This window comes from Sphingomonas canadensis (assembly GCF_026013525.1).
GTDB lineage: Bacteria > Pseudomonadota > Alphaproteobacteria > Sphingomonadales > Sphingomonadaceae > Sphingomonas > Sphingomonas canadensis.
This window is the reverse complement of record NZ_JAPDRA010000005.1, coordinates 238,261-257,072: the sequence shown is the minus strand read 5'-3', so window position 1 is coordinate 257,072 and position 18,812 is coordinate 238,261. Positions and strand designations below refer to the sequence as shown.

General features: G+C 68.1%; 17 protein-coding genes. 7 read left to right on the top strand and 10 right to left on the bottom strand.

Annotation, left to right across the window (positions count from 1 at the left end; genetic code table 11):
* Positions 1-133: 133 nt before the first annotated feature.
* The 5 genes from alaS to recA form a co-directional block, all read right to left on the bottom strand.
* Positions 134-2,794, bottom strand: a complete 2,661-nt coding sequence (gene alaS / locus OM513_RS12675; RefSeq protein ID WP_264944727.1) for an alanine--tRNA ligase — start codon at positions 2,792-2,794, stop codon at positions 134-136.
* 92 nt (positions 2,795-2,886) lie between these two features.
* Positions 2,887-3,624, bottom strand: a complete 738-nt coding sequence (locus OM513_RS12670) for a hypothetical protein (protein ID WP_264944726.1) — start codon at positions 3,622-3,624, stop codon at positions 2,887-2,889.
* A gap of 23 nt (positions 3,625-3,647) precedes the next feature.
* Positions 3,648-4,964: a dicarboxylate/amino acid:cation symporter gene (locus tag OM513_RS12665; RefSeq protein WP_264944725.1), complete on the bottom strand. Its 1,317-nt coding sequence runs from the start codon at positions 4,962-4,964 to the stop codon at positions 3,648-3,650.
* A gap of 24 nt (positions 4,965-4,988) precedes the next feature.
* Entirely contained in the window at positions 4,989-5,612 is a 624-nt protein-coding gene (locus tag OM513_RS12660; RefSeq protein ID WP_264944723.1) for a glutathione S-transferase family protein, read from the bottom strand.
* Between the two features lie 303 nt (positions 5,613-5,915).
* Positions 5,916-6,995, bottom strand: coding sequence for a recombinase RecA (gene recA, locus OM513_RS12655; RefSeq protein ID WP_319951614.1), 1,080 nt, complete (start codon positions 6,993-6,995; stop codon positions 5,916-5,918).
* A 213-nt stretch (positions 6,996-7,208) separates the two neighbouring features.
* On the opposite strand from recA, the gene OM513_RS12650 reads away from it, so the two are divergent.
* Positions 7,209-7,580, top strand: a complete 372-nt coding sequence (locus tag OM513_RS12650; RefSeq protein WP_264944722.1) for a hypothetical protein — start codon at positions 7,209-7,211, stop codon at positions 7,578-7,580.
* 21 nt (positions 7,581-7,601) lie between these two features.
* Here the strand turns inward: OM513_RS12650 and OM513_RS12645 are convergent, their stop codons facing one another.
* The 5 genes from OM513_RS12645 to dapA form a co-directional block, all read right to left on the bottom strand.
* Entirely contained in the window at positions 7,602-7,949 is a 348-nt protein-coding gene (locus OM513_RS12645) for a response regulator (protein WP_264944720.1), read from the bottom strand.
* Between the two features lie 38 nt (positions 7,950-7,987).
* Positions 7,988-10,375 carry a hybrid sensor histidine kinase/response regulator gene (locus OM513_RS12640; RefSeq protein WP_264944719.1) on the bottom strand — a complete coding sequence of 796 codons (2,388 nt, stop codon included), beginning with the start codon at positions 10,373-10,375 and terminating at the stop codon, positions 7,988-7,990.
* 149 nt (positions 10,376-10,524) lie between these two features.
* The gene (locus OM513_RS12635; RefSeq protein WP_264944718.1) at positions 10,525-12,612 is read right to left on the bottom strand and encodes a M13 family metallopeptidase; all 2,088 of its coding nucleotides are present in this window, start codon (positions 12,610-12,612) and stop codon (positions 10,525-10,527) included.
* A 193-nt stretch (positions 12,613-12,805) separates the two neighbouring features.
* Positions 12,806-13,288, bottom strand: a complete 483-nt coding sequence (gene smpB, locus OM513_RS12630) for an SsrA-binding protein SmpB (protein ID WP_264944717.1) — start codon at positions 13,286-13,288, stop codon at positions 12,806-12,808.
* A 70-nt stretch (positions 13,289-13,358) separates the two neighbouring features.
* Positions 13,359-14,237 (bottom strand): 4-hydroxy-tetrahydrodipicolinate synthase, encoded by an 879-nt coding sequence (gene dapA, locus OM513_RS12625; protein WP_264944715.1) that lies wholly within the window; start codon positions 14,235-14,237, stop codon positions 13,359-13,361.
* Positions 14,238-14,310: 73 nt separating this feature from the next.
* On the opposite strand from dapA, the gene OM513_RS12620 reads away from it, so the two are divergent.
* The 6 genes from OM513_RS12620 to OM513_RS12595 all read left to right on the top strand — a co-directional run bounded on the left by OM513_RS12620 (position 14,311) and on the right by OM513_RS12595 (position 18,807).
* Complete coding sequence (locus tag OM513_RS12620) at positions 14,311-16,326, top strand: transglycosylase SLT domain-containing protein (protein WP_380916320.1); 2,016 nt, start codon at positions 14,311-14,313, stop codon at positions 16,324-16,326.
* 37 nt (positions 16,327-16,363) lie between these two features.
* Positions 16,364-16,840: a transcription elongation factor GreB gene (gene greB, locus OM513_RS12615; RefSeq protein ID WP_264944714.1), complete on the top strand. Its 477-nt coding sequence runs from the start codon at positions 16,364-16,366 to the stop codon at positions 16,838-16,840.
* A 143-nt stretch (positions 16,841-16,983) separates the two neighbouring features.
* Positions 16,984-17,376, top strand: a complete 393-nt coding sequence (locus OM513_RS12610) for a DoxX family protein (RefSeq protein ID WP_264944713.1) — start codon at positions 16,984-16,986, stop codon at positions 17,374-17,376.
* Between the two features lie 157 nt (positions 17,377-17,533).
* Positions 17,534-17,809 carry an acylphosphatase gene (locus OM513_RS12605; RefSeq protein ID WP_264944711.1) on the top strand — a complete coding sequence of 92 codons (276 nt, stop codon included), beginning with the start codon at positions 17,534-17,536 and terminating at the stop codon, positions 17,807-17,809.
* A gap of 174 nt (positions 17,810-17,983) precedes the next feature.
* Positions 17,984-18,451, top strand: coding sequence for a hypothetical protein (locus OM513_RS12600; RefSeq protein ID WP_264944710.1), 468 nt, complete (start codon positions 17,984-17,986; stop codon positions 18,449-18,451).
* 8 nt (positions 18,452-18,459) lie between these two features.
* On the top strand, positions 18,460-18,807 hold the full coding sequence (locus tag OM513_RS12595) for a gamma-glutamylcyclotransferase family protein (RefSeq protein ID WP_264944708.1): 348 nt from the start codon (positions 18,460-18,462) through the stop codon (positions 18,805-18,807).
* Positions 18,808-18,812 lie beyond the last annotated feature (5 nt).

Genomic DNA, 18,812 nt, shown 5'->3' with positions numbered 1-18,812 from the left:
TAAAGGGGGTCTGAGGCTTGGCGCTGGATGAAAGGCGGAGCCGGAACCATCGGCCCGGCGAACGGCGCAGGTGGCGCCTGCCGGGCGCATCCGGCCAGGACTGCGACGATCAACAGGCAGGCCGGCCGGCGTTTCACGCCGCCGCCGTTGCCCCTGCAAGCGCTCCCTTCACCGCGTCGATCGCCTCCGCGCCCTTGCCGCCCTCCGGCCCGCCGCCCTGGGCCATGTCCGGGCGGCCGCCGCCGCCCTGCCCGCCCAGCGCAGCCACGGCGCGCTTGACCAGCTCGACCGCGCTGTGGGTGCTGGTCAGATCGTCGGTGACGCCGACCGCGACAGAGGCGCGGCCGTCGTTGACCGCGACCAGCGCGACCACGCCCGATCCGATCCGCGCCTTGGCATCGTCCACCGCGCCGCGCAGCGCCTTGGCCTCCAGCCCGTCGAGCACCTGGCCGATGAAGTTCACGCCCGCCACCTGTTCCGGCCCCGCCGGCGCGGCACCGCCGCCACCGCCCAGCGCCAGCGCCTTCTTGGCATCGGCCAGCTCGCGCTCCAGCCGGCGGCGCTCCTCGACCAGCGCGGCGACGCGCGCGGGCACCTCGTCCGGCGCCGCCTTCAGCGCGGCGGCCGCCTCGCGCAGCTTCTCGTCGCGGGCCTGGAGCCAGAGGCGCGCGGCCTCCCCGGTCAGCGCCTCGATACGGCGCACGCCCGAGGATACGGCGCTCTCCGACACGATCTTGAACAGCGCGATATCACCCAGCGCATGCACATGGGTGCCGCCGCACAGCTCGACCGAATAGTTCGCCGCGCCCGAATGGCCCATCGAGAGCACGCGCACCTCGTCGCCATATTTCTCGCCGAACAGCGCCATCGCGCCCGCCGCGATGGCATCGTCGGGCGTCATCAGCCGCGTGGTGACATCGTCGTTGCCGCGGATCTGGGCGTTCACGTCTGCCTCGATCTGGGCGATTTCCGCCGCGCCCAGCGCCGAAGGATGCGAGAAATCGAAGCGCAGCCGATCGGGCGCCACCAGGCTGCCCTTCTGCGTCACATGTGCGCCCAGCCGGTTGCGCAGCGCCGCGTGGAGCAGGTGGGTCGCGCTGTGGTTGGCGCGGATCTGGTCGCGGCGCGCGGCATCGACGGTAAGATGGATGCTGTCCCCAACCGCGATCTCGCCGCCGGTGATCTGCGCATGATGCGCGTGCAGGCGGCCCAGCGGCTTGGACGTATCCGCAACAACGGCGCGCAGGCCCTTGTCGTTGCTCAGCGTTCCCGCGTCACCCATCTGGCCGCCGCTCTCGCCATAGAAGGGCGTCTGGTTGGTGAGGACGATCACCTCCTCGCCGGGGCCGGCGCGGTCCACACGGGCGCCGTCCTTCACCAGCGCGACCACCTGGCCCTCGCCCTCGATGCCGGTGTAGCCGATGAACTCGGTGCCGCCGAACTCCTCGGCGATGTCGAACCAGATCTCTTCGGACGCCTTGGCGCCAGAGCCCTTCCAGGCGGCGCGGGCGTTGGCCTTCTGCTCGGCCATCGCCGCGTCGAAGCCGGCACGGTCCACCGCCAGCCCCTGGGCGCGCAGCGCATCCTCGGTCAGGTCATAGGGGAAGCCGAAGGTGTCGTAGAGCTTGAACGCGGTGGCGCCGGGCAGCGTATCGCCCTGCGCCATGCCCGCGGTCGCCTCGTCCAGCAGCTTCAGGCCGTTGGCCAGCGTCTGGCGGAAGCGCGTCTCCTCCTGCAGCAGCGTGGCCTCGATCAGCGGCTGGGCGGCGCGCAGTTCGCGATAGGCGTCGCCCATCTCGCTCACCAGCGAACCGACGAGCCGGTGCATCAACGGCTCCTTCGCGCCGATCAGGTGCGCGTGGCGCATCGCCCGGCGCATGATGCGGCGGAGCACATAGCCGCGCCCCTCGTTCGCGGGCAGCACGCCATCGGCGATCAGGAAGCCCGACGAACGCAGGTGATCGGCGATCACGCGGTGGCTGGCCTTGAAATCGCCGTCCGGCGCTGTGCCGGTGAGCGCGGAGGATTGCGCGATCAGCGCCTTGAACGTGTCCGTATCATAATTGTCGTGGACGCCCTGGAGCACAGCCGCCACGCGCTCGATGCCCATGCCGGTGTCGATGCTGGGCCGGGGCAGCTCGCCCACGATCTCATCGTTCGCCTGGACGAACTGCATGAAGACGAGGTTCCAGATCTCGACGAAGCGGTCGCCATCCTCCTCGGGCGATCCCGGCGGGCCGCCATAGATATGGTCGCCGTGATCGTAGAAGATCTCCGAACACGGCCCGCACGGCCCGTCCGCGCCCATCGCCCAGAAATTGTCCTTGGTGGGGATGCGGATGATCTTGTGATCGGGCAGGCCGGCTATCTTCTTCCACAGATCGAACGCCTGATCGTCGGTGTGATAGACGGTGGCGGTCAGCCGTTCGGCCGGGATGCCCCATTCCCTGGTCAGCAGCGTCCAGGCATGGGTGATCGCCTGTTCCTTGAAATAGTCGCCGAAGGAGAAATTCCCCAGCATTTCAAAGAAGGTATGGTGGCGCGCGGTATAGCCGACATTGTCCAGATCGTTGTGCTTGCCGCCCGCGCGGACGCACTTCTGCGCGCTCGCCGCGGTGGAATAGGGCCGTGTCTCCAGCCCGGTGAACACATTCTTGAACGGCACCATGCCGGCGTTGACGAACATCAGCGTCGGATCGCCATGCGGGATCAGCGGCGCGGAGGGGACGCGGGCGTGGCCCTGACCCTCGAAATAGTCGAGGAAGGAGCGGCGGATATCGTTGGTGGAAACCATAGCGCCCGGACTTAGGAGGCACGCGCCCGACACTCAAGCGAAACACATCGATGAATGTGATCGCGATCGTGCGGGTGCGGGGCGGCCGCCGCTCAGTCGCGGCAGAGGCGCTCCATCTCGCCATCGGCGAAGCCGCCGCGTGCCCTCTCCTGAGCATGGGTCACCACATAGAATCGCTGCTGGGTGAGCAGGAACTTGTCCGGTGCCGCGCGATAGACGACCACCCAGCCGCACATCACCGCCACCTTGCTGTAATCGCCGCGGAAATGGACCAGCGCGAAGGCGCCCGGATGCGGCATGCCATCCGGATTGGCGGCCCAGCCGATGTCATAGATGCCGAAGCTGCCCGTGCCGATGCCGTTGAGCATCTGGCGGCCGGTGTCCCAGGTGTCGGTGTCCAGCTCCATCCCGGGCTCGGCCATCGCCAGGCCCGTGGCGAAATCATCGGCCAGCACCGCCTCGATATAGGATTGGGCGAACGTGATCGCGCCGTCCTCTTCCTCCGCGGTCGGCTGCCAGTCGGCCGGAACCGGCTGATAGGGATCGGTCGCCGGATCGTAGCATTTGGCCTTCTGCACATAATCGGCGACGATCTGCTTGCCGCCCACCAGTTCGTTCTTGGCATAGCTGAACTTGCCCCAGCGCACGCTCAGCGCGCCGCAGCGCCTTTCGGCCAGCACCTTCAACTGGTCCTGTATCTCGTCAATGCGCTGGGCATCGAAATCGCCCACCGTGAAGGTGAAGCTGCCATCCGCAGCGCCCTGGGTGGTGATCTTCGGGTCCTGCGCGGGAGCGGCGGCCAGCGATGCCGCGAGTAGCGAAAGCAGCATTTCCGTTTCCCCTGCGGTTCAGTTCAATCGCCGCCCGTGGCGGTGTCCGCCGGCTCGCGCTCCCCGGCCGAAACGACCGTGGCGAGCACGAGATCGCCGATAACATTCAGCACGGTGCGGCACATGTCGAGGAAGCGATCGACACCAAGGATCAGCCCGATCCCCTCCACCGGCACGCCGACCATGCCCAGGATCAGCGCCACCACCGGCAGCGATCCCGCCGGAACCCCGGCCGTGCCGATGCCGCCCAGGATGCACACCGCCATCACCGTGAGCTGCTGGACGAAGCTGAGCTCCACGCTGAAGAACTGGGCGAGGAAGAGCACGGTCACGCCCTCGAACATCGCCGTGCCGTTCTGGTTGGCGGTCGCGCCGATGGTGAGGACGAAGCGGGAGACGCGCGGATGCAGCTTCAGCCGCGATTCGGCGACGCGCAGCGCGGTGGGCAGCGTGGCGTTCGATGAGGCGGTGGAGAAGGCCATCACGCTTGCCGGCGCGGTTTCGCGGAAGAAGGTGACCGGATTGCGGCGCGCGAACAGGATCAGCAGCAGCGGGAAGACGAGGAACATCTGCGCGCCCAGTGCCAGCAGCACGACGCCGACATAGCGCGACAGCGAGATCAGCAGTTCCCAGCCGAACAGCGCCGCCAGGTTGAACATGAAGCAGAACACCGCGATCGGGGCCAGGCGGATGACCAGGCCGATCAGTTTCATCGAAACCTCGAACACGCCCTCGATCGCCGATTTCAGCGTCTCGACATGGCGGTTCCCGGCGGTGAGCATGATGCCGATGCCGAAGAACAGCGCGAAGAACATCACCGCCAGGATATCGTTGGCGGACATCGCGCTGATCACGTTCGACGGCACGATCGCCAGCAGGGCCTCCACCCCCGAAGGCGTCTTGGCGCTGCGCTCCAGGATCGCGCTGGCGCCGCTGCCGGCATCGGCCACCATCGCATCCGCCGCGGCGCGCGAAACGCCGGCGCCCGGCTGGAGCAGGTTGACCACGCCGATGCTGATCAGCACCGCGATCGACGAGACCACGATCGTGAGCAGCAGCGTGCGCAGGCCGACGCGGCGGAGCGAGCGGATCTCGCCCATCTCCGCGATGCCCACCACCAACGCGGAGAAGAGCAGCGGGATCACCAGCATGAACAACAGGCGCAGGAACAACTGGCCGAGCGGGCCGGTGACATAGGTGGTCACCGTCTTCACCCAATCGGCGCCGCCGGCCTGGAAATGCACGACGAGGCCCAGCGCCAGGCCTAACGCGAAGCCCGCCAGCATCTGCCATTGCAGCTTCGATTCGTGCCGTTCGCCCGCCTGCGCTTCCGCCATCATGTCCCCCTGTTGGTCCGGTCGCGGTCACGCATAGGCATAAGCGCCGCCCTTGGCGAGAGCCGCCTGCCACGCCGGGCGCGCATGGATCGTCTTCAGCCAGGCGGCGATGTGCGGGCGGCCGCGCGCGGCATCGGCGCGGACCACGGCGGCCTCCAACGGGAAGCTCATCATCACGTCGGCGGCGGTGAACGCATCGCCCGCGAACCACGGGCGCGCGGCCAGCTCCGCCTCGGCGAAATCGAGATGGACGTCGATCATCGGCTGGATCCGCTTCTGCGCGGACTTGCCGAACAGCGGCACGCGCGAGAGCACCAGCTTGAGCAGCAGCGGAGGCATCATCGAGCCCTCGGCATAATGGAGGAAATGGCGGTAGCGCAGCCGGTCCTCCCGGTTGAGCGGCGCGCCCAGGCGGCCATCGGCCTTGTCGACCAGATATTCGATGATCGCGCCGGTCTCCGCGATGGTCTCCGCCCCGTCGGTGATCACGGGAGACTTGCCCAGCGGATGCACCCGGCGCAGCTCCGACGGCGCCAGCATCGTCTTGCGGTTCCGCTTGTAGTGGACGACCTCATAGGGAAGGCCGAGTTCCTCTAGCAGCCACAGCACGCGCTGCGAGCGCGAATTCTCGAGATGGTGGACGGTGATCATGCGGGCTCTCCTCCCGGCGGAGGCCCCTGCCCCCTCTCCTGCGCGCGATCCTCTCCCGCTGCGCCCCGGCCCGCAAGCCCTATCGCTAGCCCGGCCGCGCGCCGGCGGCAGGGTGGCCGCCGTGGCGCGCCCGCCCTGCCCCGCCCCCGTATGGCCGCCCCGCGGATCGCGGGCAGGTGAAAGGCCCGGCGCGCCGCATGGCACACCGGGCCTTCCCGATGGGAGCCGTGTCCCGTGACCGCGCCGCCCCGATCCGGGCCGCGGCCGAAAATTCAGAAAATGCGCCTCAGCCGGTCCGGGCGATCAGAGATCGTCGCCGTCCGCGGCATCGGGACCGACCATCATCTCTTCCGCCACCTGCGCGGTGCGGCCGCGGATCGCAGCCTCCAGCCGTTCGCAGAGTTCCGGATTCTCCTTGAGGAAGGTCTTGGCGTTTTCGCGCCCCTGGCCGATGCGGACGCTGTCGTAGCTGAACCACGCGCCCGATTTCTCGACCAGCCCGGCCTTGACGCCCAGATCGAGGATCTCGCCGATCTTGGAGATGCCCTCGCCGTACATGATGTCGAACTCGACCTGCTTGAACGGCGGCGCCACCTTGTTCTTCACCACCTTCACGCGCGTGGTGTTGCCGACGATGTCGTCGCGATCCTTGATCTGGCCGGTGCGGCGGATGTCGAGGCGGACCGAGGCGTAGAACTTCAGCGCGTTGCCGCCGGTCGTCGTCTCCGGATTGCCGTACATCACGCCGATCTTCATGCGGAGCTGGTTGATGAAGATCACCATGCAGCGCGAGCGGCTGATCGATCCGGTCAGCTTGCGCAGCGATTGCGACATCAGCCGCGCCTGGAGGCCGACATGGCTGTCGCCCATCTCGCCCTCGATCTCGGCGCGGGGGACCAGCGCGGCGACCGAATCGACCACCAGCACGTCGATCGCGTTCGAACGCACCAGCGTATCGGTGATCTCCAGCGCCTGCTCGCCCGTATCGGGCTGCGACACGATCAGCTCGTCGATGTTGACGCCCAGCTTGCGGGCATAGACCGGATCGAGCGCATGTTCCGCGTCGACAAAGGCCGCGGTGCCGCCGTTCTTCTGCGCCTCGGCGATGACATGGAGCGCGAGCGTGGTCTTGCCCGAGCTTTCCGGCCCATAGACCTCGATCACGCGGCCGCGCGGCAGCCCGCCGACGCCGAGCGCGATGTCGAGCCCCAGCGAGCCCGTGGAGATCGCCTCCACCTGCATCGCCTCCTTCGAGCCGAGGCGCATCGCGCTGCCCTTGCCGAAAGCGCGGTCGATCTGCGCGAGGGCTGCGTCGAGCGCCTTTTGCCGGTCGTTGGAGGGAGCTGCCATCTTGTTGTCGATCACCTTGAGAGAAGCCGCCATGCCGATGCCCTCGCCGCTTGCGGATGTCCATACACCCGTTCCGTTCGAAGGCTGTGTATCTCATTTGTTCCCGAAGAACAAGAGGCGAACCAACACATGCGGAACACGCCCGATGCGTTGCCGGATCGTTACCGGAACAATCCGTAATCGAACGAAATTTCTCAAGCCCGCGCGATCGGGCATGGCGATCGTCAACCTGGGGCGGGGAAGCTCATGTACGATTTTCGTTTCCACATCACCGAGGGTATCCTGGAAGTCCGCGCGGCCGGGCTTTGGACCACCGAGACGGTGACGCGCTATCGCGAGGACCTGGCGCGTGAGGCGGCGCGTGCCCGCGTGCAGGCGGGGCGGCTCAAGCTGCTGTTCAACGCCACCCAGGCATCGGTGCAGCCGCAGGCGACCGCGGACAGCCTGCAGCGCCTCGATCGCGTGGCCACCGGCGCGAACGATCGCGTCGCCGTGGTGGTGGGCGCCAGCCTGCCGCTGCTCCAGGCCCGCCGGCTGCTGGCGGGCTGGGAACGCACCGAGCTGTTCAATTCGATGGACGCCGCGCGCGCCTGGCTGAACGCCCTGCCCGCCGCCTGAGCGCTGCCGCCGGGGGAATGGTCAGGCCAGCGCGTCGAGCCGGCTGCGGACGCCGTCTACCGTGAACGGCTTGGCGAGCACCGGCCTGGCGCCATGGGGATCGGGGACCCGTTCTCCCCCGCCGCTCGCGATCACGAAGGGGATGCCCCGTTCCGCCAGCGCATCGGCGACGGGCCAGCAGGTATGGCCGCGCAGATGGACGTCCAGGATCGCGGCGTCGATCCCGCCCTCGGCAATACGCGCCAGCGCCGCGGGAACCGAATCCAGCACGCCCGCCACCTCACGATCCAGCGTCGCGAGGATGTCTTCCAGCATCATCGCGATCAACGGCTCGTCTTCGACGATCAAAATGCGCCTTGGCCCGCTCACGCACCCGATCTTGCAGACAAGTTGCTGTACGACAAGCTTTATTCGGCGTTAAGCACGTCGCGGACCGCTTCGGCGAGCTGCTGCACCGAAAAGGGCTTGGGCAGGAAGGAGACATTCTCCAGGTCGATCGACTTGCGGAGCTGTTCCTCGGCATAGCCCGACATGAACAGGATCGGCAGATCGGGATAGCGCGCCCGCACCTTGCGCGCCATGCTGGGGCCGTCCATCACCGGCATCACCACGTCCGAGACCAGCAGGTCCGGGCGCTCCGCCGCCTCCAGCAGCTCCAGCGCCGCCTCGCCATTCTCGGCGGTGAGCACGGTATAGCCCTGGCGGCTGAGCGCCCGCTCGGCGATCGCGCGCACCATGTCCTCGTCCTCGACGATCAGCACGGTGCCGGTGCCCCACAGGTCGGCCGGCTTTTCCTTGACGGGCAACGGGCCCTTGGCCGCGGTGGTCTCCTCGGCCGCGGCGTGGACGGGGAGATAGATGGTAAAGGCCGCCCCCTTCCCCGGCTCGCTCTCCGCGAAGATGAACCCGCCCGATTGCTTGATGATGCCATAGACGGTGGAAAGGCCCAGCCCCGTGCCCTTGCCCACCTCCTTGGTGGTGAAGAAGGGCTCGAAGATCTTGGGCAGCACCTCGGGCGGGATGCCGGTGCCGGTGTCGGAGATGCGCAGCGCCGTATAGTCGCCCACGGGGAGCACGTCCTCGTCCATCGCGCGCACCTCGCTGGCGGGGACGGACATGGTCTCGATGGTCAGCACGCCGCCGCCGCTGGGGTTGGCCGCCAGCATCGCATCGCGCGCGTTGACCGCCAGGTTGACCACCACCTGCTCGAGCTGGCCAGGATCGGCGCGCACCGGCCCCAGGTTGCGGCCGTGATGCACCTCCAGCGTAACCGTCTCGCCCAGCAGGCGGCGGAGCAGGTTCGACACCTCCGAGATCACGTCCGGAAGCTGGAGCACCTGCGGCCGAAGCGTCTGCTGGCGCGAGAAGGCGAGGAGCTGGCGCGTCAGGCTGGCCGCGCGATTGGAATTGGCGCGGATCTGCTGGATGTCGTCATAATCGCTGTCGCCGGGCGAATGGCGCATCAGCATCAGATCGCAATGGCCGATGATCGCGGTCAGGATGTTGTTGAAATCATGCGCCACGCCGCCCGCGAGCTGGCCCACAGCCTGCATCTTGGTCGCCTGGGCCACCTGGCGCTTCAGCTTCGATTCCTCGCCCGAATCCTTCAGGCTGATCAGCACCGCCGCCTCGCCCAGCCCGCGCGCGCCGGCGATGGTGATCGCCACCGGCTCCTCGGGCGCGTCGACGAAGCGCACCGTCATCTCCGCCGATTGCGGGCTGCCGGTGGCGAAGCGGCGCACGGCATCGGCCAGAGCGCCCTTGTCCTCGCGCACCACCAGGTCGATCGGATAGAGCGGCGGCGCGGCGGCGTTGATCCGCGCACCGCGCACGAAGGCGTCGTTCATATGGACGAAGCGCCCGTCGCGATCGACCAGCGCCATGCCCGCCGGCAGCAGCGATATCAGCGAGCGGACATGCGCCGTCGCGCTCGCGCCGATCGCGGGCGTGGGAACGGTGTCCGCCTCCTCGTCGAGCAGCGCGACCAGCATCGGCGCGTCTTCACCGTCGAGGAACGGGATCTGCAGCACCCGCAGCGGCGTCCCCTCGATCCCCTCGCGCTCGAAATGGACGAGGCCCAGCGAATCGGTGACCAGGAACCGCGCGAAATCGCGGCCCTCGATCAGCGATTCGGCATTGCCCATCGCGCGCAGCCGGAACACGCGGTTGGCCGATCGGATGCGCCCCTCCGGCGACACCAGTACGGTCATGATGCCCGCCGCGCCCATGCGATCACCGGTATGCCCGGCGATCAGCGCCTGCACCTGTGCCGCCAGATCCAGCGCCTGCACGCCGATGAAGCGCCACACCAGCGTATCCTCGCCCACCCGGCGCACGCGCGCGGAAACCGACGCGCCGAACACCTGGACGCCGTCGCACCGCCCCTCGCCGTCGCGCCAGGCGGCGCGGCCGGCATCGCCCAGCGCCGCCACCGCCGATTCGCTCACAGGCAGGCCCGGCGGCGTCGGGAAGCCGGCGAACAGCGCCTCATAGCGGTTGTTGGCGCAGATCAGCCGCCCGGCGCGATCGGTTACCGCCAGCGCGTCGTCGCTGGCCTGGGCGAGCGCATGGGCAACGGCCCAGTCAGTCGCGGGCGCATCCTGTGCCACGGCGGCGGACCTGCGCCGCAGCGCAAAGGCCGCGCCGGCGGCGACCAGCCCCATCGAAACGAAGCCGACCGCGATCGCGCGCTCGCCCAGCGTGACGAGGATCAGCGCGCCCGCGGCGAACCCAGCCAGCACCGCGGCGAAGAGCGGCAGCATGCTGGCGTTTTGCCGTGCGGGGATCGTGGCCATGCGTTCCTGTGCGGCGGGGCGCGGGAGGGGTCAAGCATTCGCGTGGGATAATCCGACCGGCCGCGCCGGCTCGTTCCGGAAAGCAAGAGGGGCACGCCCGGCCGGACGCGCCCCTCCCGATTGCTTACCGCGAACGGAAGCCGTTCAGATCACCAGATGCGGACGCGCTGCGCCGGTGCCAGGAACATCGCCTGGCCCGGCTCGGGCGCGAAGGCGTCGTACCAGGCGTCCAGGTTGCGCACGACCCAGGCGCGATACTGCGACGGGCTGTGCGGATCGGTCAGCAGCCGTCCGCTCAGGTTCGCGTCGCGATAGTTGCGGCGCCACACCTGCGCCCAGCCCAGGAAGAAGCGCTGGTCGCCCGAATAGCCGTCGATCACCGGCGCCGTCTGGCCGCCCAACGAATGCTTGTAGGCGTCATAGGCGATGGTCAGGCCGGCCAGGTCGCCGATGTTCTCGCCCAGCGTGAACTCGCCCTTCACATGCTCGCCCGGCAGCGGCTCATAGGCGTCATACTGCGCGACCAGCGCCTTGGTGGCCTCGCCGAACGCCTTGACGTCCTCGGGCGTCCACCAGTCGGAAAGCTCGCCCTTCTCGTTGTACTTGGCGCCTTGGTCGTCGAAATGGTGGCTGATCTCGTGCCCGATCACCGCGCCGATGCCGCCATAGTTCACCGCCGGATCGGCGTTGGGATCGAAGAACGGCGGCTGCAGGATCGCGGCCGGGAACACCACCTCCATCATGCCGAAATTGGCATAGGCGTTCACGGTCTGGGGCAGCATGCCCCATTCCCAGCGGCGCACCGGCCCGCCCAGCTTGCCCAGCTCATATTCGTAATCGAACTGGTTGGAACGGATCGCGTTGCCGAACAGGTCGTCGGCCTTGATCTCAAGCCCCGAATAGTCACGCCAGCGGTCCGGATAGCCGACCTTGACGGTGAAGTTCTTGAGCTTCGCCTTCGCCCGTTCCTTGGTCTGCGGCTGCATCCAGGAGAGCCCGTCGATGCGGCGGCCCATCGCGTCGAGCACGTTCTTCACGAGCTCGTTCATCTTCTCCTTATACTCGGGCGGGAAATAGCGGGCGGCATATTCCTTGCCGACCTCTTCGCCCAGCGTTCCCTCGACGAAGCCCACGCCGCGCTTCCAGCGCTCCTCGCGCTGCGGCGTACCCTGGAGCATGGTGCCGAAGAAGGCGAAGGTCTCGTTCGCCACCGCATCGGGCAGGAAGTTCGACAGGCCGTCCAGGCTGCGGACCAGCATCTGGTCCTTCAGCACCGCCATCGGCGTCTTGTCGAGAATGCCCGCGATGCCCTTGAACGCGGTCGGCTGGTTGATCAGCACCTCGGTGATCTTCGGGCTGGTCGCCTTCAGCATCGCCGGCAGGTCGAGCGTGGCGCTCGACAGCTTGGCGGTCTGGGCCACGGTGAACTTGTTGTAGGTCTTGGCGGCGTCGGACGAATCCTCGCGGGTCCACTGCACCTTGGCGATCTTGGTCTCCAGCGCCATGATCGCTGCGGCGCGCTTGTCCGCGTCCTTTTCGCCCGCCAGCTTCAGCAGGTTGGCGAGATGCGCGACATAGGCCGCACGCACCTTCTTCATCTTGTCGTTGTCGACCAGGTACATGTCGCGGTCCGGCATGCCGGTGCCGCCCTGGCCCATCGTGAGGATATAGTTTTCGGGGATCTTGTCGTCCTGGCCGACATAGCCGCCCACGGGGCCGCGGACGCCGATCTTGCCGCCCTCGACGACCATCGCGAGATAGTCCTTCTTGGTCTTGATCGCGCGCACCTTGTCCAGCCAGGGCTGGATCGGCGCCAGGCCCTTGGCCTCCACCGTCGCGGTATCGAGATAGCTGGCATAGGCCATGCCGATCTTGTTGCTCGGATCGCCCTTCAGGCCCTCGATGATGCCGCGCACGCGATCCTTCGACAGATCGTCGAGCGCGGTGAACATGCCGTAGTTCGACTTGTCCGCGGGGATCGGCGTGTTCTTCAGCCAGGTGCCGTTGGCGAAACCGTAGAAGTCGTTGCCGGGCGCGATGCTGGCGTCCATGCCGGCGGCGTCGAAGCCGAAGCTGCCGAGTTGGGGGCGCGGCTTCGGCGGCGCGGGCGGCGCGACGGGCGCGGGCGGTGGAGCTTCGGCAACCGTGGCCGGGGCGGCGGTGTCCTTGGAGGCGCAGGACGCGAGGAAGGCGGGAGCGGCGAGAGCCGTAGTGGCGATAAGCACGATGCGACGCATTGAGGTGTCCCCTAAGCGTTAGGATGGCGCCGTATTATCGGGCCAAGACGCCTAGTCAATCATGCCGCCATGGCGAGCCGGATTTTGCCGTAAATGGCCGGTCAGACGCAATAATCTGGCAAATATGGTGACCAATTCGCAGTTTTCGGGATGTGCCCTTCCGCACCCCCCGGCCGGGGACGCGCCGGCGGCCTCAGCCGTGCTGGCGCAGGATGCGCTGCTGGTCGCGCTTCCAGTCGCGTTCCTTGATCGTGTCGCGCTTGTCGTGGGCCTTCTTGCCCTTGGCCAGCGCCAGTTCCACCTTCGCCCGGCCGCGGCTGTTGAAATAGATGCTGAGCGGCACCAGCGTCATCCCCTCGCGCGCGACCGCGCCGTGGAGCTTGTTGATCTCGCGCTCGTGCAGCAACAGCTTGCGCTGGCGCTTGGGATCGTGGTTGTGGCGATTGCCATGGCTGAACTCGGGGATGTTGGCGTTGATCAGCCACACCTCCTCGCCCGTGACATCGGCATAGGCCTCCGCGATCGATCCCTCGCCGAAGCGCAGCGACTTCACCTCGGTCCCGGTCAGCGCGATGCCGGCCTCATAGGTATCCTCGATGAAATAGTCGAAGCGCGCGCGCCGGTTCTCGGCGACAGTCTTCTTCTTGTCGAAGGTGGCGGGACGCGGGCGGGCCATAAGGGTGGCGCATGTAGGACGTGACGGGCGCGAGGGGAAGCCCAGCGCACCCACGTCGCACCGGCCTAACTCAGATTCCCGCGTGCGCCATAGCCGCGTCCACGGCGGCGCGGCTCGCCTCGCTTGCGGGAGTCATTGGCAAGCGCAGTTCGCCGGGGAAGCCGGGACGCAGCTTCGCCACCGCATATTTCACCGGCCCCGGCGAGGCATCGGTGAACATCGCGATGTGCAGCGGATAGAGCCGGTCGTGCAGTTCCAGCGCCTTGGCGGTGTCGCCCGCGGCCCAGGCGGCCTGGAAATCGGCGCACAGCCGCGGCGCGACATTGGCGGAGACCGAGATGCACCCCACCCCGCCCATCGCGTTGAACGCCAGCGCCGTCTCGTCATTGCCCGAAAGCTGGGCGAAGTCCGCGCCGCATCCGCTGCGCTGTTCGGTCACGCGGCCCAGGCTGCCGGTGGCGTCCTTCACGCCCGCGAACTTGCCCGGAAAGGCCTTCACGATCCGCGCCATGGTGGCCGGCTGGATGTCCGTCACGGTGCGGCCGGGCACGTTGTAGAGTATGATCGGCAGCTCGCATTCGGCCTGAACCGCCTCGAAATGGCGAAAGATGCCCTCCTGGCTGGGGCGGTTGTAATAGGGCGGGACCATCAGCACCGCATCGGCGCCCGCGGCCTTCGCCGCCTTGACGTTGCCGATCGCGACGCGCGTGTCGTTCGAACCCGCGCCCGCGATCACGGGCACGCGGCCGCGCGCCTGATCGGCGCACACGCGCACCACCTCGAAATGTTCGGCGAAGGTCATCGTCGCCGCCTCTCCGGTGGTGCCGCAGGGGACGAGCGCTGCCGATCCCTCCGCGATCTGCCATTCCACGAAATCGCGGAAATCGGCCTCGGCGAAATCGCCGTTGCGGAAGGGCGTGACGAGCGCGGGAATCGAGCCGGAGAACATAAGTCCCGAAATTATCCTTAATTTTGTACAGGGGCGTGAATTCGGGCTGGCAGATACGGCGGGATTCCCTATCATGTCCAGCATGCTTGCTCCTGTGATCAAGAGCGCGCTGCTGGCCCTGGGCGTGACCGCAGTCGCCGCGTCCTCGCAGATGACGCAATCGCAGCTCGAATGGTACAAGGCGGCCATCGAGAGCGGCGTCCCGCGCGAGGCTCCCGCCTATATCCAGTCGGACCAGATCGCGGGCGCGCTCGCCGAATGGCGCCGGCTCCAGCAGTCGGACGGGTTTCCCTTCGCCGACTATGCGAACTTTCTTCTCGCCCACCCCGGCTGGCCGGGCGAGACGAGCCGCCGTGCGGTGGCGGAGACCGCCCAGGGCGGCGGGGCCGAGACGCCACGGCTTGCGGTACGATTCTTCGAACGCTTTCCGCCGCTGACTGCCGCGGGGAACCTGCGCTTCGCCGAGGCGCTGGCTGCTTCGGGCCGCAAGGCGGAGGCGGACGACCAGGCCCGCCGCGCATGGCGTTCGGGCGTGCTGCGCGGCGACGACGAGAACCGGCTGCTCGGCGCCTTCGCGGGCGCGCTGCGTCCCGAGGACCATGACGCGCGCATGGACATGCTGCTGTGGCAGGGCGCCACCACCGCCGCCGGGCGGATGCTGGGGATGGTATCCCCCGCCCGCCGCCAGGTGTTCGATGCGCGGCTCGCCTATCGCACCGGCGCCGCCGACGCGCACGACCGGGGCAACGCTGCTGCCGAAGCAGGCTATGGCGATGCAGGCTATATCGCCGATCGTGCCACATGGCTGCGCAACAGCGGACAGAGCGTGGCGATGCGCGCCTATCTCGCCCAGCCGCGCAGGCTGGTAAGCCGCCCCGGCAATGTCGAGAAATGGTATGAGCTGCTGCTCGCCGCCGCCCGGGGCGCCGCCGCCGACGGCCAGCATTTCCAGGCCTATCTGATCGCCAGCAAGGTCGACGACGCCTACGCCCCCGATGTGGTGATCAGCGACCGGCCCTATGGCGAGCGCGACGATTACACCAGCCTGGTCTGGCTGGCGGGCACCACCGCGATGCAGAAGCTCGGCCGCCCGGCCGAAGCGGTGGGCATGTTCGAACGCTATTCGCGCGGATCGAAGACGCCGCAGACGCAATCGAAGGGTCTCTATTGGGCCGCCCGCGCGGCGGTGGCCGCCGGCGACACCGGCACCGCAACCGGCTTCTTCGAACGCGCGGCAGGCTTCCCAGACCTCTATTACGGCCAGCTCGCGATCGAGCGGCTGGGCCGCCCGCTGAAGGCGCCGGCCGATTTCTCGGCACGGGCGGTGGACCCGGCCGCGCGCGACGCCTTCTACCGGCGCGAGGTGGTGCGCGCCGCGCAGCAGCTCGGCACGATGGGCGAGTATCGCGACCAAAGCCTGTTCGTCCGCCAGATCGCCAACGATGCGTCGAGCGACAGCGATCACGTGCTCGCCGCGGAACTGAGCCGCGCGATCGGCCGCCCCGATCTGGGCGTGATGGTGGGGCGCAGCGCGCTGCAGAACGGCCTGTCGGACTATACCGCCACCGGATACCCCTCCGTCCGCGTGCCCGAGGCGCAGCAGGATTACTGGACGATCATCCACGCCATCGCGCGGCAGGAAAGCCAGTTCGATCGCGCCGCCATCAGCCACGCGGGCGCGCGCGGGCTGATGCAGCTCATGCCCGGCACCGCCGCCGAAATGGCCAGATCGCTGGGCATGGCATACAATCGCGACGCGCTGACGGTGGACACGGATTACAACATCCACCTGGGCACCAGCTATTTCAAGCGGGTGTTCGGCATCTATGGCAGCTATCCGCTGGCGGTGGCCGCGTACAACGCCGGGCCGGGCAATGTGAACAAGTGGATCCGCGCCAACGGCGATCCGCGCACCCCCGGCGTCGACATCGTCGAATGGGTGGAGAAGATCCCGATCTTCGAAACGAAGAACTATGTCCAGCGCGTGCTGGAGAACGCCGTGGTCTATGACCTGATGAACCCCCAGCGCGCGCGCAGCCGCGGGCCGGCGAACCTGAGCTGGTATCTGGGCAAGTCGCCGCCGGGTTGAGCTTCCCAGGGCTGGCCCGGCGGGGCTAGGTAGCGCGATGGATCGCCCCAACTATATCACCCCCGCCGGCTATGCCGCGCTGAAGTCCGAATATGACGCGCTGTTCGGCACCGAGCGGCCGCAACTGGTGGAAACCATCTCCTGGGCCGCGGGCAACGGCGACCGTTCGGAAAACGGCGACTATATCTATGGCCGCAAGCGGCTGCGCGAGCTCGACCGGCGGCTCGGCTGGCTCTCGAAGCGGATGAAGGCCGCCAAGGTGATCGATCCCGCGCGGCAGGAGGACAAGGGCCGCGTCTGGTTCGGCGCCACCGTCACCATCGCGGACGAGGACGACAATCATCGCACGCTGACTCTTGTGGGCGATGACGAGGCCGACGCCGGCAAGGGGCTGGTCGGCTGGAACGCTCCCCTGGCCCGGGCGCTGCGCGGCGCCGCGATCGGCGACCTGCGGCGCGTGGCGCTGCCCGCCGGCGAGCGCGAATATGAGGTGATGGCGATCGCCTATCCCTGAGCGCAGAGCCGGAACGGGTTCAGCGAAGCCGAGAACAGCCCCGCCGGATCGCGCGCCCGCCGGAAACCATGCGTTTCCCGCACGGCCATTGTTCGTGCCGCCAGCGCAACCATCTTCCGTCGCACCACAACGGGAGAATCCCAATGCCCATTCCTGCAAGCTGGAGCGGCCCGCTCCTTTCCATCCTCCGTATCGCCGCCGCGCTGGCGTTCATCCAGCATGGCTCGTCCAAGCTGTTCGGCTTTCCCGAATTTCCGATGCCCGGGCCGCTGCCCGCGATGCTGATCGCCGCCGCGGTGATCGAGCTGGTCGGCGGCACGCTGATCCTGCTCGGCCTGTTCACCCGCCCGGTGGCCTTCCTGGCTTCGGGCATGTCGGCCGCCGCCTATTTCATCGCGCATGCGCCGCAGGGCTTCTTCCCCGCCAACAACGGCGGCGAGCCGGCGATGCTGTTCGCCTTCATCTTCCTCTATCTCGCCGCGGCTGGCGCGGGCTCGTGGAGCCTCGACGCGCTGCGCGGCAAGCCGCAGGGCTGAACCGGTAACGAACCCCAAAGCCGCCATGCCTCCCCCCGCATGTCCGCGAGGGGAGGCTTTTGCGCGCCGGGGCGATCACCCCCCGGGCTCCCCTGCTTGCCTACGGCTTGCTAGGATGCGCGCGGCCGGGGCGTATTCCGGCCCGGTGAGGATCGGAATGACGACACAGCGTATCTACGTGTCGGGGCGGGTGCATCAGGTCGGCTATCGCGACTGGACGGTGCGCACCGCACGCGGGCTGGGGCTGACGGGCTGGGTGCGCAACCTGCGCGACGGCCGAGTAGAGATGCTGGCCAGCGGCGAGGAAGGCGCGATCGGCGCGCTGGTCGCCGCATGCCGCGAAGGGCCGCCGCTGGCGCAGGTCACCGATGTGGAGGCCTTTCCCGACACCGGCGATCCCGGCCGCGGCTTCACCAAGCGCTTCACGGCCTGACGGCGCGGGGCCGCTCTCCCTCCAGGGCGATTCCCGCCTGAGGCCAGCGCTGTCCGGGCGGGTGCCGTTCCTCCGGCTTGACCGGGAAACGGACCGGTTCAATCCGCGCGCATCTCGCACTACACTGGCGCGGCCGTACGCGCGGCGCCGGTTGCACTATTGGGAGGAACGGCGATGGCCGGTGGCGTATTTCTGCTTGCGATGCTGGCCGGCGCCGCGCCCGCGCAGGGCGGCGACTGGCCGGTCTATGCCAACGCACGCTTCGAATATGGCATCTGCTATCCGGCCGATCTGCTGATCCCTCAGGGCGAGGCCCCCAACGGCGACGGCCAGCGCTTCCTCGCTGCCGACGGTGCCGAACTGGCGGTCTATGGCCGCTACAATGCGCTCGACACCTCGCTGAAGGGCGAGATCGAGCGGCAGGGCATGCGCCTGAAGGGGCCGGGCGGCCGCGTCACCTATCGCGCGCGCAAGGGCGAATCGGCCACCATCTCCGGCCTGGCGGGGAACCGCGTCTTCTATGCACGCACCTTCCTGCACGACGGCAAGCTGCTGTCGTTCGAGCTGACCTATCCCCAGTCCGCGCAGAAACGCTACGGCCCGGTGCTCACGCGCCTCGCGCGCTGCTTCGGCCCGATGTGAGCGGCGCGATGGAACGCTTCTTCTTCTACGGCCTGCTGCGGCGCGGCCAGCGCGGACACGCCCAGTTCCGCCTGGGCGAGCGGATGCGCTTCGTGGGCGACGACGCGGTGAACGGCACGGTGCGCGATCTGGGCCTCTACCCCGGCCTGACGCTGGGCGGCGAAGGCCAGGTAGCAGGCGAGGTGCATGAGACCGCCGATCCCAAGGTGATCGCCGATCTGGACGCCTATGAAGGCTATGATCCCGCCAAGCCGTTGGAATCCGAATATATCCGGAAAAAGGTGACCACGGTCATCGGCGATTCCGTCTGGATCTACGAGCATAACGCCGCCGCGAACGCCGGGCGGGAGCGCTGAGCCGG